General features: G+C 72.2%; 13 protein-coding genes and 5 tRNA genes. 12 read left to right on the top strand and 6 right to left on the bottom strand.

Translation table 11 applies throughout. From position 1 onward, the window contains the following. The first annotated feature begins 1 nt into the window (after position 1). From ACZ7OO_RS16445 to ACZ7OO_RS16470, 6 genes are all read left to right on the top strand, one after another. Positions 2–838, top strand: coding sequence for a MetQ/NlpA family ABC transporter substrate-binding protein (locus tag ACZ7OO_RS16445; RefSeq protein WP_471505313.1), 837 nt, complete (start codon positions 2–4; stop codon positions 836–838). Positions 839–1012: 174 nt separating this feature from the next. Continuing rightward, positions 1013–1642, top strand: coding sequence for a GNAT family N-acetyltransferase (locus ACZ7OO_RS16450; RefSeq protein WP_471505315.1), 630 nt, complete (start codon positions 1013–1015; stop codon positions 1640–1642). A gap of 114 nt (positions 1643–1756) precedes the next feature. After that, positions 1757–2983 carry a precorrin-6y C5,15-methyltransferase (decarboxylating) subunit CbiE gene (gene cbiE, locus ACZ7OO_RS16455; RefSeq protein ID WP_471505317.1) on the top strand — a complete coding sequence of 409 codons (1227 nt, stop codon included), beginning with the start codon at positions 1757–1759 and terminating at the stop codon, positions 2981–2983. 344 nt (positions 2984–3327) lie between these two features. After that, entirely contained in the window at positions 3328–6942 is a 3615-nt protein-coding gene (cobT, locus tag ACZ7OO_RS16460; protein ID WP_471505319.1) for a nicotinate-nucleotide--dimethylbenzimidazole phosphoribosyltransferase, read from the top strand. A gap of 211 nt (positions 6943–7153) precedes the next feature. Further along, a complete protein-coding gene (gene cobA, locus ACZ7OO_RS16465) occupies positions 7154–8401 on the top strand; it encodes a uroporphyrinogen-III C-methyltransferase (protein ID WP_471505321.1) in 1248 nt (415 codons plus the stop codon). A 64-nt stretch (positions 8402–8465) separates the two neighbouring features. Further along, positions 8466–9284, top strand: a complete 819-nt coding sequence (locus ACZ7OO_RS16470) for a TrmH family RNA methyltransferase (protein ID WP_351735755.1) — start codon at positions 8466–8468, stop codon at positions 9282–9284. Positions 9285–9305: 21 nt separating this feature from the next. Here the strand turns inward: ACZ7OO_RS16470 and ACZ7OO_RS16475 are convergent, their stop codons facing one another. Continuing rightward, the gene (locus ACZ7OO_RS16475; RefSeq protein ID WP_471505561.1) at positions 9306–10631 is read right to left on the bottom strand and encodes a serine/threonine-protein kinase; all 1326 of its coding nucleotides are present in this window, start codon (positions 10629–10631) and stop codon (positions 9306–9308) included. A 196-nt stretch (positions 10632–10827) separates the two neighbouring features. Between ACZ7OO_RS16475 and ACZ7OO_RS16480 the strand changes: the two genes are divergently transcribed. From ACZ7OO_RS16480 to ACZ7OO_RS16495, 4 genes are all read left to right on the top strand, one after another. Further along, on the top strand, positions 10828–11103 hold the full coding sequence (locus ACZ7OO_RS16480; RefSeq protein ID WP_450758992.1) for a hypothetical protein: 276 nt from the start codon (positions 10828–10830) through the stop codon (positions 11101–11103). Between the two features lie 206 nt (positions 11104–11309). Further along, positions 11310–11486 (top strand): hypothetical protein, encoded by a 177-nt coding sequence (locus tag ACZ7OO_RS16485; protein WP_046726640.1) that lies wholly within the window; start codon positions 11310–11312, stop codon positions 11484–11486. Between the two features lie 412 nt (positions 11487–11898). Further along, entirely contained in the window at positions 11899–12819 is a 921-nt protein-coding gene (locus ACZ7OO_RS16490; protein ID WP_471505323.1) for a phosphotransferase family protein, read from the top strand. 141 nt (positions 12820–12960) lie between these two features. Next, complete coding sequence (locus tag ACZ7OO_RS16495) at positions 12961–13260, top strand: TFIIB-type zinc ribbon-containing protein (RefSeq protein ID WP_471505325.1); 300 nt, start codon at positions 12961–12963, stop codon at positions 13258–13260. A gap of 53 nt (positions 13261–13313) precedes the next feature. Here the strand turns inward: ACZ7OO_RS16495 and ACZ7OO_RS16500 are convergent. The 5 genes from ACZ7OO_RS16500 to ACZ7OO_RS16520 all read right to left on the bottom strand — a co-directional run bounded on the left by ACZ7OO_RS16500 (position 13314) and on the right by ACZ7OO_RS16520 (position 13802). Next, a tRNA-Val gene (locus tag ACZ7OO_RS16500) sits at positions 13314–13385 on the bottom strand. A gap of 34 nt (positions 13386–13419) precedes the next feature. Next, positions 13420–13491: transfer RNA gene (locus ACZ7OO_RS16505), tRNA-Val, on the bottom strand. Between the two features lie 53 nt (positions 13492–13544). Next, a tRNA-Val gene (locus tag ACZ7OO_RS16510) sits at positions 13545–13616 on the bottom strand. A gap of 1 nt (position 13617) precedes the next feature. Beyond that, positions 13618–13691, bottom strand: a tRNA-Cys gene (locus ACZ7OO_RS16515). A gap of 38 nt (positions 13692–13729) precedes the next feature. Beyond that, positions 13730–13802: transfer RNA gene (locus tag ACZ7OO_RS16520), tRNA-Gly, on the bottom strand. Positions 13803–13980: 178 nt separating this feature from the next. On the opposite strand from ACZ7OO_RS16520, the gene ACZ7OO_RS16525 reads away from it, so the two are divergent. Further along, the gene (locus ACZ7OO_RS16525) at positions 13981–15024 is read left to right on the top strand and encodes a chorismate-binding protein (RefSeq protein WP_471505327.1); all 1044 of its coding nucleotides are present in this window, start codon (positions 13981–13983) and stop codon (positions 15022–15024) included. Beyond that, complete coding sequence (locus tag ACZ7OO_RS16530; RefSeq protein ID WP_471505328.1) at positions 15021–15842, top strand: aminotransferase class IV; 822 nt, start codon at positions 15021–15023, stop codon at positions 15840–15842. Before ACZ7OO_RS16525 ends, ACZ7OO_RS16530 begins: the two co-directional genes overlap by 4 nt. Positions 15843–15875: the final 33 nt, after the last annotated feature.

Consider the following 15875-nt stretch of genomic DNA (forward strand, 5'->3'; position numbering starts at 1 on the left):
CGTGCGTAACACCGCCAAGCTCACCACCGCCGTCCTCGCCGCCGGAGCCCTCACCTTCGGGCTCACCGCCTGCGGCTCGGGCAAGGACTCCGCCTCCGGCTCCTCCGACTACAGCGGACCGCTGGTCGTCGCCGCGAGCCCGACCCCGCACGCCGAGATCCTGAACTACGTCAAGGACCACCTGGCGAAGAAGGCCGGACTCGACCTGGAGGTCAAGGAGTTCCAGGACTACATCGTGCCGAACACGGCGACCGAGGACGGCTCGGTGGACGCCAATTACTTCCAGAACCAGCCGTACCTCGACGACTTCAACAAGAAGCGCGGCACCCACATCGTGCCCGTCGTCACGGTCCACCTGGAGCCGCTCGGCCTCTACTCCCACAAGGTCAAGAGCGCCGACGCGCTGAAGAGCGGTGCGACCGTCGCCGTCCCGAACGACGCGGTGAACGAGGCGCGTGCCCTCAAGCTGCTCGCTGCCAACGGGCTCATCACCCTCAAGGACGGCGCCGGCAGCGAGGCGACCCCGCAGGACATCGCCAAGAACCCGAAGAACCTCCAGTTCAAGGAGGTCGAGGCGGCCCAGACCGCGCGCTCCCTGGACGACGTGGACGCCGCGGTGATCAACGGCAACTACGCCATCTCGGCCGGTATCAAGCCCGCCAAGGACGCCCTCGTCCTGGAGTCCGCGAAGAACAGCCCGTACGGCAACTTCCTCGCGGTGAAGAAGGGCAACGAGAAGGACCCGCGGGTGAAGAAGCTCGCCAAGCTCCTGACGTCGCCCGAGGTCAAGAAGTTCATCGAGGACAAGTACCAGGGCTCGGTCATCCCGTCCTTCTGATCGTCCTTCCGACGGCAGCTGTACGGCTGTCCGACTGCACGTATACGGCGTATCGCCACGCACGGGGTCCACTCGCTCACCGCGGGTGGACCCCGTCGTGCGGTTCAGTGGTTTCATGCTGCATGCTGGGCAGTTCGCACGCCCTAAGGATTTCCGAAGGTTACGGAGTGGCGCATGACTAGCACCTTCCCCAACATCTCCATCAGCACGGAGCGGTTGGTGCTGCGTCCCCTCGACGAGGACGACGTGCCCGCCCTGACCGAGATGATGAACGACGAGCAGGTCGCGGCCTGGACCGACGTGCCCCAGCCCTTTACCGAGGACGCGGCCCGGCACTGGATCACCGAGTACGCCTCCGCCGAGCGCACCGAGGGGCGGGGCCTCGACCTCGCGGTCACCGAGTTCCTCACCCAGCGCCTGGTCGGCGTCATCCAGCTCACCAAGACCAACTGGCACATCCGATCGACCGAGTTGTCGTACATCATCGCCCCCTGGGCCCGCGGCGAGGGCTACGCCTCCGAGGCCGCGCTCGCCACCGCCCACTGGCTCTTGGGCGACCAGAAGCTCGAACGCATCGAGATCCGTACCGCCGCCGACAACACCGCCTCCCAGCAGGTGGCCCAGAAGATCGGCTCGATCAGCGAGGGTGTGCTGCGCAACGCCTGCATAGTCCACGTCCGCACCGAGGACGGCACCTGGGCGGACGTGCGCACCGACTTCATCGTGTGGAGCCTGCTCCCGGAGGACCTGGAAGGCGCGGGCGAGGAACTCGCCGAGAGCGGTGGCTTCAGCTCCTGGAACTGACGCCGACGGGACTCGCCCCGCCGCGCGCCGGACGGCTCCACCAGATACTCTCACGGAGCCCGCCCACGGGCCCCGGACCATGACGACCTGCAAAAACCCTGGAGACTGACGACGATGGCCGACCGGGTCACGGTGATCGGCTGGGACGGCTCGCCCCTGACCGCCGCGGGACGCGGCGCGCTCGGCGCCGCCACGCTCGTCGCGGGCGCGGCCCACCATCTCGCCCTCCCCGAGGTGCCACAGACCGCCGAGCGCATCCGCCTCGGCAGCGTCGCCCTCGCCGCCCGCCGCATCGCCGGCCACCGCGGCACCGCGGTGGTGCTCGCCGACGGCGACCCCGGCTTCTTCGGCGTCGTACGGACCCTGCGCGCGCCCGAGTTCGGCCTGGAGGTCGAGGTCGTCCCCGCCGTCTCCTCGGTGGCCGCCGCCTTCGCCCGCGCCGGCATGCCCTGGGACGACGCCCAGGTGGTCGTCGCACACCGGCGCACCCTGCGACGCGCGGTGAATGTGTGCCGCGCCCACACCAAGGTCGCCGTCCTCACCTCACCCGGCGCCGGCCCCACCGAACTCAGCCTGCTGATGGAGGGCGTCCACCGCACCTTCGTCATCTGCGAGGAACTCGGCACCGACCGCGAGCAGGTCAGCGTGGTCACCTCCGACAAGGCCGCCGACCACACCTGGCGCGACCCCAACGTCGTCATCGTCATCGGCGGTCCTTCCGCACCGTTGGCGGCCGGCGAGGGCAGTGGCTGGATCGCGGGCCGGGACCCGTCGGCCGGCCCGCGCGGCTGGGTGCAGCCGGATGCGGAGTACGGCGAGGGAGCCGCGCTCGGCGAAGGGGAAACGGATCTGCTGAGGGCCGCCCAACTCGCCCGGCTGGGCCCCCGGACGGGTGACCTGGTCTGGGACATCGGGTGCGGCAGCGGCGCGTTCGCCACCGAGGCCGCGCGCGCCGGAGCCGCCGTCATCGCCGTCGACCGGGACCTCGCGGCCTGCGTCCGCAGCGAGACGGCAGCCCGCAGGTTCGGGGTCCAGCTCCAGATCGTGCACGGCGGTGCGCCTCACGTACTGGAGAACCTGCCCGAACCCGATGTCGTCCGGGTCGGCGGCGGGGGAGCGGCCGTGGTCACCGCGGTCGCCGACCGCCGCCCGCAGCGCATCGTCACCCATGCCGCCACCCGCGACGCGGCCGAACTCATCGGACGGGACCTGACCGAGCACGGATATCAGGTCGAGTGCGCACTCCTGCAGTCCGTCGAACTCGACACCAGGGCCTGGACGGAGACCGAGCGGCACGTCGCGTTCCTGCTCAGCGGCGTTCTTCCCGAACGCGCCCCGTGATCCTGTTGTCATACTGCGCGCGGTAGGCTGGCCGATCGCTGCACCGCACCGGTGGCCCGGAAATTCGCTCGTCAATATCCGGAAAACGCGCCTCTTTTGGGGCGGGTGTGGTACGGCAGAACCTGGGACGCGCAACGTGGCGCAGTCCACAGCGGGCTGTCGCGGATCACGCTGTCGCGACGGTCGAACGGCCGGGACAATGCCACTGAATGGCTTTGTCGCCTTTTCCGGCGGGTCGTTCGTGCCGCTGGGCACGCACGCTCGTTCTTCACTGCGGGGCGGTCGGTGCGCCGTCCCGGGTGAGCTGGTCGTAGAAGGCACTAACCGATGGGCGAGGGGTACGCATGACCGACACCGGCCAGGTCCCGGGCGAGGGACTGCCGGAGAGCGCAGGCATGGTGGAACAGCCGGGCGTTCCCGCGCACGGCGCGTACACCTACCTCTCCGAGTCGCCCGCCGAGGACGAAGACCTCTTGCTGCCGGGCGCCCAGGGTGCCTGGGGCAACGAAGTGCCGCCGCCGGCCCCGGAGCCGGTCGTCGAGACCGTCCACGAGCCCGGCCCGCACGAGACGGACGGCCGGGACAGCGGGTCGGTCGACCTCAGCGCCGTCCGGCTGCCCAACTCGGTACCGGCGTCCCCTATCCTCTCCGTGCCCCACGATCCCGGGGCCGCCCCGGCCCCGCGCCGCCCGCTGCACCTCGGTCCGCCGATTCCCGACGCCTCCGCCAGTCCGGTCCGCTCCCTCGCCGACCGTGGCCCGGCCGGCACGCCGGTCCGGCAGCCGGGCCTGCCGACGGCCGGTCCCGAGTACCTCGACGCCCAGCCGCTGCACGAGGCCGCGCCTCAGTCGGCCGCGCCCTGGGGCGCGCCGCAGACGGCGGTCCCGCAGGCCGCCGTCCCGCAGGCCGCGCCGGTGGCACAGGTGAGCGCACAGGCCCCAGCTGCCGAAACGGTTGTTCCGGCACCGGAGACGGTCACTCCCGAGTCTCCTCCGGCCCCCGTGGCTTTCGCCCAGGAGTCCGTGGTGGCTCAGCACTTCCCGGCTGCCGAGCCGTCCGGCGTCGCGGGCGTCGCGGCGGAGCAGCAGGCACCGGTGGGAGTCGAGATGCGGCCCGACACCGAGTACGGTCCGGAGGGCGCGGCCCAGCCGGTCGGCGGGGGCGTTCCGGGACCTGTGGCCGAACCGACGGCACCGCAGGTTGCGCAGGCTCCGGAAGGTGCTCAGGGGCCTGTGACGGGTGCCGTGCCGGAGGCTGCGCCGGTGGTCGCGGAGGCTCCGGAGATGCCGCGGGTTCCGGAGATTCCGCAGGTCGCGCCGGTTCCGGAGGTTCCGGCGGGGCAGGACGCGGTGCCGGCGCCCGATGCCGGAGTGGCTCCCGGCCCGGTCGCCGAGCCTGAGGCCGTGCCGGTGGTGGAGGCAGTGGTTCCGGAGCCGGCCGCCCAGGCCGTGGGGGCCGAGCCGGTGCATCCCGTGCCGCCCGTCGTGCCGGAGCCGCAGACGGTGGAGCCGGTCGTACCCGAGCAGGTCACAGAGACCGTCGCGCCCGAACCCGTTCCGGTGCCCGAGCCCGTTCCCGCCCCGGAAGCCGCCCTGGCCGAGGCCGGTCAGCCGGTGGCCACCGCGCCGGCCGTGCCGGTGCAGGCCGAGCAGGCCGTCGCCGAGGCACCCGCCCCGGCAGCCCCAGCGGCCGTCGCCGAGGCCCCGCAGCAGCCGGAGCCCTTCGCCCCCGCCGCCCCGGAAGCCGAGCAGCCCGCCCCGGACGCCGTAGCGCCGGAGGCTCGGGCCGAGTTCCCCGCGGCGGCTGTCGTACCGCCGGCCGAGACCGCTGCCCCCGAGTTCCCTGAGCCGCCGCCTGCCCAGCCCCTCGCCGGCCCTCAGACCCAGGGCGCCGCCGCGGCCCAGCCCGAGGAGCCCCCGGCCGCGGCCGTTCCGACAAAAACCACGGCTGACCAGACCCTCGGCGAGTTCGTCGCCGTCGACGGCCAGGTGCCGACCACCCCGCACCTCGCCCCGACCCCGCCGCACCCGTTGGTCCTCCCCGCCCAGGACCAGGGCGAGACCGTACCGGAGCAGGCCGCCACCGTCCCCGCGCCCCGTGAGGCCGAGCCCGGTCCCGGTCCGGTGGCGGACCCCGATGTCGTACAGCAAGCGGAGGACCTGGAGACCAGGGCCGCCGACCAGGAAGAGAGCACGGCCCCCGTGGCAGAAGCACGTCAGTCCACCGGCCCGGCCGCGCCCGCCTACGACGACGCCGAGCGCGAGGCCGTCCTCAAGGTCATGCGTGAACGCCGTGACATCCGCAACGGCTTCCGCGGCGACCCGATCCCGCACGAGGTGCTGCTGCGCGTCCTGGAGGCCGCCCACACCGCGCCCTCCGTCGGCCACTCCCAGCCCTGGGACTTCGTCGTCATCCGGTCCACCGAAACCCGGCGCAGCATGCACGAACTGGCCATGCGCCAGCGCGACGCCTACGCCAAGTCCCTCCCCAAGGGCCGCGCGAAGCAGTTCAAGGAACTGAAGATCGAGGCCATCCTCGACACCCCGGTCAACATCGTCGTCACCGCCGACCCGACCCGCGGCGGCCGCCACACCCTCGGCCGGCACACCCAGCCGCAGATGGCGCCGTACTCCGCGGCCCTCGCCGTCGAGAACCTCTGGCTCGCCGCACGCGCCGAAGGCCTCGGCGTCGGCTGGGTCAGCTTCTTCGACGAGCGCGAGATGGTCCGCGCGCTGGGGCTGCCCGAGCACCTCGAGGTCATCGCCTACCTGTGCGTCGGCTATGTCGACGAGTTCCCGGACGAGCCCGAGCTGATGCAGGCCGGCTGGTCCAAGCGGCGCCCGCTGTCCTGGGTGGTGCACGAGGAGACGTACGGCCGCCGCGCCCTGCCCGGCGAGGACCCCCACGACCTGCTCGCCGAGACCGTCGCCGGGATCCGCCCGCTGGACGCCAAGGCGCTCGGCGAGGCCTGGGAGCGGCAGAAGCGGATGACCAAGCCGGCCGGCGCGCTCGGCATGCTGGAGATCATCTCCGCCCAGCTGTCCGGCCTGTCCCGGCAGTGCCCGCCGCCGATCCCGGAGCCCGCGGCGGTCGCGATCTTCGCAGGAGACCATGGTGTGCACGCGCAGGGCGTCACCCCGTGGCCGCAGGAGGTCACCGCGCAGATGGTGGCCAACTTCCTCGGCGGGGGAGCGGTCTGCAACGCGTTCGCGTCCCAGGTGGGCGCCGAGGTGTGCGTGGTGGACGTCGGTGTCGCCTCCGAGCTCCCGGCGACGCCAGGTCTGCTGCCCCGCAAGGTCCGCGCGGGCACGTCCGACATGACGACCGGCCCGGCGATGACCCGCGAGGAGGCCAAACAGGCCATCGAGGTGGGCATCGAGACCGCTCGCGACCTGGTGGCGGCCGGCAACAAGGCCCTGCTCACCGGTGAGATGGGCATCGCCAACACCACGGCGTCCGCCGCGCTCATCTCCGTCTACACCGGAGCCGACCCCGCCGAGGTCACCGGCCGAGGCACCGGCATCAACGACGAGACCCTCGCCCGCAAGACCGAGGTCGTCCGCCGCGCCCTGGACATCCACCAGCCGGACCCGGCCGACCCCATCGGCGTCCTGGCCGCGGTCGGCGGCTTCGAACACGCGGCGTTGGTCGGCCTGTTGCTCGGTGGCGCCTCCCTTCGCACCCCGGTGATCCTGGACGGCGTCAGCGCAGGCGCGGCAGCGCTCGTGGCCCGCGCGATCGCCCCCGAGGTCCTGGCCGCCTGCATCGCGGGCCACCGCAGCGCGGAGCCCGGCCATGTCGCCGCCCTCAACAAACTGGGCCTGCGCCCCCTGGTCGACCTGGACCTGCGCCTGGGCGAGGGTACGGGCGCGTTGCTTGCGCTTCCGCTGGTGCAGAGCACGGCGAGGGCGATGCATGAGGTGGCCACGTTCGACTCGGCGGGCGTGACCGAGAAATAGGCAGGGCAGTTCCGGGTCTCCTCTTGGCCGACCAGGTGGTTGTGCTCACCCGTTCCGCCGGGACGGAACGGGTGAGCACAACCACCCAAAGCCGTGCGCCCGCCCCGCAACGCTCAGCCATCGGACACCTGACCCGTCAAAACCCGGTGCCGCTTAAAATGCCCACGTCAGGGCACCGAACACCGCCGCCACACCAGGGAGCCGCACCCTCATGGCCGAACACCCCGCCTACCCCGTAGGCCTCCGCCTCACCGGCCGCAAGGTGGTCGTCCTCGGCGCCGGGCAGGTGGCTCAGCGCCGTCTCCCCGCCCTTGTCGCGGCAGGCGCCGACATCACCCTGGTATCCCCCGAGGCGACCCCCTCGGTCGAGGCCATGGCGGACGCGGGCGAGATCACCTGGCTCCGACGCCCGTACCAGGACGGCGATCTCACCGAGGCCTGGTACGCCCTCATCGCCACCAGTGACGCCGACGCCAACACCGCCGCCTCCGCCGAGGCCGAGCGCCACCGCGTCTGGTGCGTCCGTTCCGACGATGCCGATCAGGCCACCGCCTGGACCCCGGCCACCGGCCACAGCGAGGGCGTCACGGTCGCCGTGCTCACCACCGACGCGCGGGGCCGCGACCCCCGCCACACCGCCGCCATCCGGGACGCGGTCGTCGAGGGTCTGCGCGACGGCACCCTCGTCGCCCCGCACCACCGCACCCGCACCGCGGGCGTCGCCCTGGTCGGCGGCGGCCCCGGCGACCCCGACCTGATCACGGTGCGCGGCCGCCGCCTCCTCGCCGAGGCCGACGTCGTGATCGCCGACCGCCTCGGTCCCCGCGACCTGCTCGCCGAACTCCCCCCGCACGTCGAGGTGATCGACGCGGCGAAGATCCCGTACGGCCGTTACATGGCCCAGGAGGCCATCAACAACGCCCTGATCGAACACGCCAAGCAGGGCAAGTCGGTCGTACGGCTGAAGGGCGGGGACCCCTATGTCTTCGGCCGGGGCATGGAGGAGGTCCAGGCGCTCGCCGAGGCCGGCATCCCCTGCACGGTCGTGCCCGGCATCTCCAGCTCGATCTCCGTGCCGAGCGCGGCCGGTATCCCGGTCACGCACCGGGGCGTCGCGCATGAGTTCACCGTGGTCAGCGGCCATGTCGCGCCGGACGACGAGCGGTCGCTCGCCGACTGGCCGTCCCTCGCGAAGCTCACCGGGACCCTGGTGATCCTGATGGGCGTCGACAAGATCGGGCAGATCGCCCAGGCCCTGGTCGCCCACGGCAAGTCCCCGGACACCCCGGTCGCCCTGGTCCAGGAGGGCACGACCGCCGCCCAGCGCAGGGTCGACGCGACCCTCGCCACGGTCGCGGAGGTCGTGCGCGCCGAGGAGGTGAAGCCCCCGGCGGTCATCGTCATCGGCGAGGTCGTGAACGTCGGCCCGCACCCGTCCGCCGGAGCGGAACCGGCGTAACCCCGGGTAACACAACCCGTTCCAGCCCGTTGGCACCACACCCAGGACAAGGCAGTATCACCCTGTGGCCGATCTCATCACCGTTGAGGATCCCGACGACCCGCGCCTGCGCGACTACACGGGCCTGACCGACGTCGAGTTGCGCCGCAAGCGCGAACCGGCCGAGGGCCTGTTCATCGCCGAGGGCGAGAAGGTCATCCGCAGGGCGAAGGACGCGGGCTACGAGATGCGTTCGATGCTGCTGTCCGCCAAGTGGGTCGACGTCATGCGCGATGTCATCGACGAACTCCCGGCCCCCGTCTACGCGGTCAGCCCCGAGCTCGCCGAGAGGGTCACCGGGTACCACGTGCACCGCGGCGCGCTCGCCTCCATGCAGCGCAAGCCGCTGCCGACGGCGACCGAGCTGCTGCGCACCACCCGCCGGGTCGTCGTCATGGAGTCGGTCAACGACCACACCAACATCGGTGCGATCTTCCGCTCGGCGGCGGCCCTCGGCATGGACGCGGTGCTGTTGTCCCCCGACTGCGCCGACCCCCTCTACCGCCGCAGCGTGAAGGTCTCGATGGGCGCGGTCTTCTCCGTGCCGTACGCCCGTCTCGACACCTGGCCCAAAGGACTCGACTCGGTCCGCGAGGCCGGGTTCACGCTGCTCGCCCTCACTCCGGACGAAAAGGCCCGCAGTCTCGACGAGGCCGCCCCGCACCGGATGGACAGGGTCGCCCTGATGCTCGGCGCGGAGGGCGACGGCCTCTCCACCCAGGCGCTGGTCGCCGCCGACGAATGGGTCCGCATCCCGATGTCCCACGGCGTCGACTCCCTCAACGTCGGCGCGGCGGCCGCGGTCGCCTTCTACGCGGTGACCACCGGCCGCCCGGAGGCGTAGGCCCCTGTCCGCTCCGGACCCCTACTCCCTGAGAGTCACCCACTGCGCTGGTACGACGCCACGCGGCACGCCCATCCCGTTCGCCGGACCGGAACAGCCCTGAGCCAGTGCGATCCCCAGCGCCACCAGCAGGGTCACCACGACGAACACGAACAGCCGCTGGCGCAGCAGCCGGGGATTGGCCGGGCGCCGTCCGGTGCCCGTGGGGCGCGGCGCCGGACGCCCCGTACCACCGCGCGACGCGGGCCGGTTCCCGCCGGCGTTCGGGTGCCCGGGCCGGGTGCCGTTGCCGCGCGGAGCAGGCGTGGGACGCGTGCCGCCCGGCCGGGACGGCATACCGCCGTTCGCCCGTGGACCGCTGCCGCCGCGCGAGGGCGCGTTGCCCCGCACCGGCGTGCCCGCCGAGGACTGCGGCCGCCGCTGGGTGCGCTGCGGCTCCGGGTAGGTCTCGGTGAGCCGCCCGGTGGGCCGGTCCGCCTCCGCGGCACGCGGCGCCGGCGGCCGTACGTCGGGCAGCCCCTGCGCCTCACGTGCGGCGATCTCCTTCAGCCGGAGCGACAGCTGCAGCGTGCTCGGCCGGTCCTCCGGGTCCTTCGCGAGACAGGCCCGCACCAGCGGCGCCAGCGCGTCCGGCACCCCGTACAGCTGCGGCTCCTCGTGGACGACCCGGTAGAGCATCACCTCGGAACTGCCGTGTCCGAAGGGCGAGTCACCGGTGGACGCGTACGCCAGGGTCGCGCCGAGCGAGAACACGTCCGTGGCCGGGGTGACCGCCGCCCCGCGCACCTGCTCGGGCGCGAGGAACCCGGGGGAGCCCACCGCCGTACCGACGTGGGTGAGCGTGGAGGCGCCGGTCGCCCAGGCGATGCCGAAGTCGATGATCCGCGGTCCCTTCGGGGACAGCAGGATGTTGGACGGCTTGAGATCCCGGTGGACGACGCCGGCCTCGTGCACGGCGACCAGTCCCTCGGACAGCGCCGCGCCGACCGCCGCCGCGTCCGCCGCGCCCAGCGGGCCGTCGTCGGCGACCTTGTCGTGCAGCGAGGGACCGGGCACGTACTGGGTGGCGAACCACGGCCGCTCGGCCTCCAGGTCCGCGGCGACCAGCCGTGCCGTGCAACCGCCCCTGATCCGCCGGGCCGCCGAGACCTCACGGGCGAAACGGGACCGGAACTCCTGGTCCTCCGCCAGATCGGGCCGGATCACCTTCAGCGCGACCCGCTGCCCCTTCTTGTCGGAGCCGAGATAGACCACGCCCATCCCGCCGGCGCCGAGCCTTCGGTGAAGCCTGAACGAGCCGACGACGCGCGGGTCCTCGCGCCTCAGGCGCATCATCGCCATGTTCATCCCCGCTGCCCGGTCCGTCTGACGTGGCACAGCTTACGTTTCCACGGCCGCCCGCGCGCAGAGGCCGCGCCCTCTCGGCCCGACGGATTGTCAGTGCCGGGTGCGAGACTTGAGGAGTGGTCAGGAAGGCGCCGGTATCAACGCCTTTGACTACTTGTCTGCTCCAACCAGCCGTCACAGAAGGGGGATTGAGGCTGTGAAGGGTGACCGAGTGGAGATAGTCGTCGACGCCGGCGACACGACCCGTACGTACGAGGTGGTGGCCAGCCGGGCGGGCCGCCGGGTGGAGACGGCGGTACGACGAGGGGTGGTGGAAGTGAGCGAAGTCACGCGAAACGGCAGTGTCGTCCGTACGGCCCGTTTCATGGCGACCCGGGTCCTGGCCCTCGTGGAGCAGCCGGTACCCCGCGAGGACAGCTCGGAAAAACCGGGAAGGACCGGGCACCCCCTCCGGGAAGACCCCGAGGCGTAGGACGAGGTGTAGGACCTGTCTCCACCCAGGGGAGTAGAGCGCAGGTCACGGCTCATCCTCTCGGAGGCCCGCGATTCGGTACGAGGGCATGACGTCCCCGAGGTGTCCCGCGCCTAGATTTGAGGTCAAGCGGCGGGTGCAGCACTCGTCCCCCGAGGTCAGACACCCGCCGCTGCCAAGACAACTGAACGGTCAGGAGAGGGACCATGGCTCTTACGGCACAGCGGACACACACCACCCGCCCCCGCCGACAGGGCCGCCGCCACCCCCTGGTGGCGACGCTGATGGCCCTTCCCCTGGCGGCCCTGCTCCTCCTCGTCTTCGACGGCTGGGAGACAGTGGCCACACAGGCGTCGTCCGTGGGAGTGATGCTGGGGCGCTGAGCGGCGACCCCAGGCCCGGAAGAGCGGTCCGGGCGGGGACATCCACCCATGAAACCCCGTGGGGACGGGGGTGCGGCGGACGGCAAAATGCCGGCGCAGCTGGGGAGCTGCGCCGGCATTGCTTTTACATAGCTGCGGGCAGTCGTGCCTCCCCCAGTGCCTTAAGGGCCTGGGAGGTGCCCCCAGGCGGCCCGGGTGGGCGCAGCGGCACCCCGCCGGCGCGGGCAAGCGAAACCCCGGTACCCCAACCCCCACCCCGGGGGGCGGTGGTGCGGGTCGGCAACGGGCAGGGCACACCGCAGCCGTCGCGGCGCGCCGGGGGTGGGGGGAAGTTGCCGGCCCCAACTGTGAACGCCGCACCGCCACACCCACGTACGCTCACCGCAGCAAGTCGTACCAGCCCGGGGGACCCGTGACCGCAGACGTGATACCCCAGCTGACCGCCAAGGTCAGAGCCGCCGCCCACCCCGACGCGGCCCCCTGCCACTGCGGCGCCACCACCACCCTCGCCCACCGCCCGGACACCACGGTCCTCCGCCACGCGGGAACCGTCGCGAAGGCCCACGCCCCCGGCACCGACCCCACCGCCCTCGCCCTCCGCCTGGCCACCGCCGCACACCTTCCCGACGTGTTCCTCCCGCCGCTCACGCCCATTCCGTCGACCGTGCTCGGCACCCGCCCGGTCACCCTCTGGCCGTACGGCCGTCCGGTGGACCCCGACGCCCCGGACGCCGCCCCCTGGGAAGCCGCCGCCACCCTCCTCGCCCGCCTCCACCGCACCCCGGCCGCCCCCGCCACACCACCGATGCGCGGCCCCGCCAAGGCCGCCCACGCGATGGCCCGCTTCCGCGCCGCGCTGGCCACCTCGGCGACGCACCCGGCCGCCCCGCCCGTTCTCCGCGCCTGGTCCGCCCTGCCTGCCTGGGCCCGCGGCGAGGCCCCGATGCCCGGCACCCGCACCCTCTGCCATGGCGATCTGCACCTCGGCCAGTTGGTCCGGCACCCGGCGCCGGGCGGATCGTGGCGGCTCATCGACGTCGACGACCTCGGTGTCGGCGTCCCGGCCTGGGACCTCGCCCGCCCCGCCTCCTGGTACGCCTGCGGCCTCCTCCCGCCCGACGACTGGACCCGTTTTCTGTCCGCCTACCGTGCGGCCGGCGGCCCGGCCGTACCGGAGGACGGCGACCCCTGGGCCGCCCTGGACGTCCCGGCCCGCGCCCTCACCGTCCAGACCGCCGCGCGCTATCTCGCGAAGGCGCTCGCGGCGGACCGTCCCCTGGACGAGGTCGAGCAGTCCTTGATCGACGCTTGTGCCCGTATGGCCCCGGAATGACCCGTGATGCTCCTGAACGGCCTCGGTCCCCGCCCGGTTGACCCCCGATTTTCCGAAGTAAGGTGCAACCGGCCAGGGCCGGACGGAGTCTGTCCTGGGAGAACGTGAAGCAGTTTTGACCGGCGAGGAGTTGAGCCGACCATGCAGTGTCCGAAGTGTCATGCGCCGATGCACACCTACAACCGCAATGGCGTCCAGATCGAGCAGTGCAGCGGCTGCCGGGGCATCTTCCTCGACTACGGCGAGCTTGAGGCGCTGACGCAGCTGGAGGCCCAGTGGGCCGGGCCGGTTCCGCCGGCCCCGCAGGCGTACCCGGCGCCGCCCGCGCCGGCCTGGGGCGCCCCGCAGCACGGCGGTCACCACGGCGGCGGCCACGGCCACTACGGCCATGGCGGGCACCACGGCCACAAGAGCTGGGCCCACATGCTCTTCTCCAGCTGAGTCCACGCAGAAGCCCCCGACCGTACGAGACGGCCGGGGGCTTCTGTGCTGTGTGGACGATACTGGGATTGAACCAGTGACCTCTTCCGTGTCAGGGAAGCGCTCTCCCGCTGAGCTAATCGTCCTCGGGACCGTGATCCGAAGATCACGGGCATTGCGTGCGCGATACTGGGATTGAACCAGTGACCTCTTCCGTGTCAGGGAAGCGCTCTCCCGCTGAGCTAATCGCGCGAGGTCAGATCCTCGGTCCTTCGACTAGAGCGACGAAGGCGACGAAGATCCAGTGGACGATACTGGGATTGAACCAGTGACCTCTTCCGTGTCAGGGAAGCGCTCTCCCGCTGAGCTAATCGTCCTTGGAGGTGGAGACGGGATTTGAACCCGTGTAGACGGCTTTGCAGGCCGTTGCCTCGCCTCTCGGCCACTCCACCAGGAGTGTAGGGGATCGGGAAGACCCCTAGTTCCTTCGAGCGGACGACGAGGCTCGAACTCGCGACCTCAACCTTGGCAAGGTTGCGCTCTACCAACTGAGCTACGTCCGCCTGTCGTTTCGGTCCGCTCTCGCGGCCCGGCGACGTGTTGAACTCTAGCGGATTCCCGGGCCAGCACAAAAACGCGTTTACGCAGCGTGCTGCGCCGGACCTCGCGGGCGACGTGGTCAGAGCCGCCTCGACGACATGCCCGGGTCACCCCCACGACACCCACCATAGACTCGACGACGTGCTCCCTCACGCTCCTCTCGCCCGCTTCGGCACCCGTCTCGCCACCGGTCTCCTCGATGTCACCAGCGATCCCGCGGTCCTCGACTCCACCGGTTTCTGGGCCGTCTGCGCCGACTTCGAGGGCAGGCTGACCTGTGCCCGCTTCGGCGACGTACGGGAGGAACCGGTGCCCGCCCCGGTGCCGGGGCGGTGGCGGGGGCCCGCCACCGGTGACTGGACGTCGTCGCTCGACCGCGTGGCATACACGACGGCTGTGGAGCGGATCCGTACGCAGATCGCGGCCGGCGAGGTGTACCAGGCCAACCTCTGCCGCGTGCTGTCGGCGCCGGTCGCCCCGGACGCCGACGTGGACGCCCTGACCGCGCTGCTGGCCCGCGGCAACCCGGCGCCGTATGCCGGAACGATTCGGCTGCCCCAGCACGGCGTGGAGACAGCCACCGCCTCGCCCGAGCTGTTCCTGCGCCGGACGGGGCGGACCGTCGAGAGCGGGCCGATCAAGGGCACCGGCCGCACCGAGGCGGACCTCCTGGAGAAGGACTACGCCGAGAACGTGATGATCGTGGACCTGGTCCGCAACGACATCGGGCGGGTCTGCGCCACCGGCACGGTGACCGTCCCCGACCTGTGTGCCGTCGAGAAACATCCCGGGCTCGTCCACCTGGTGTCGACGGTCCGGGGTGAGCTGCGCGTGGGCGCCGGCTGGGCGGAGCTGTTCGCGGCCGCCTTCCCGCCCGGCTCGGTCACCGGCGCGCCGAAGTCGAGCGCCCTGCGGATCATCGAGGACCTGGAGACCGCGCCGCGCGGCCCGTACTGCGGCGGCATCGGCTGGGTGGACGCGGACCGGGGCGTCGGAGAGCTGGCCGTAGGTATCCGTACCTTCTGGATCGACCGGGATGCGGGCGCACTGCGGTTCGGCACCGGGGCCGGGATCACCTGGGGGTCCGACCCGGAGGGTGAATGGCGGGAGACCGAGCTGAAGGCCGCCCGGCTGCTCGCGGTAGCGTCGGGTACGTACGACATGAACGAAGGGGATCTCGGGTGAAGATCTGGCTGGACGGCGCACTGCAGGACGTCGAGTCCGCGCGTGTCTCCGTGTTCGACCACGGGCTGACCGTGGGGGACGGCATCTTCGAGACGGTGAAGGCGACCGACGGCAGGCCCTTCGCACTCACCCGGCACCTCGACCGGCTGACCCGCTCGGCCCGAGGCCTCGGTCTGCCCGATCCCGACCACGACGAGGTGCGCCGGGCGTGCGAGGCGGTGCTGGCGGCCAACCCGATGCCGCTGGGCCGGCTGCGCATCACCTACACCGGCGGCCACGGCCCGCTCGGCTCCGACCGCGGTGACCGGGGACCCACCCTCGTGGTCGCCGTAGGGGAGACCGACCGCCGCGCCGACTCCACCGCCGTCATCACGGTCCCCTGGACGCGCAACGAGCGCGGTGCGCTCACCGGCCTGAAGACCACCTCGTACGCCGAGAACGTCGTGGCACTGGCCCGCGCCCACCAACACGGCGCCTCCGAGGCCCTGTTCGCCAACACCGTCGGGCAGCTCTGTGAGGGCACCGGCTCCAATGTCTTCGTCGTCCTCGACGGCGAGATCCACACCCCGCCGGTCACCTCCGGCTGTCTGGCCGGCATCACCCGCGCCCTGACCGTCGAATGGACCGGCGCCAGGGAGACCGACCTGCCCCTCGACGTCCTGGAGCGGGCCGACGAGATCTTCCTCACCTCCACCCTGCGCGACGTCCAGGCCGTGCACCGGGTCGACGACCGCGAACTCCCCGGCGCCCCCGGCCCGGTGACCGCCAAGGCGATGCGGATCTTCGACGAGCGGTCGGGCGAGGACCTGGATCCGTAGGAGCCTCGTTTATTGGGCTGACGTGGGCGTCCG

The organism is Streptomyces sp. NPDC111744 (genome assembly GCF_055634995.1).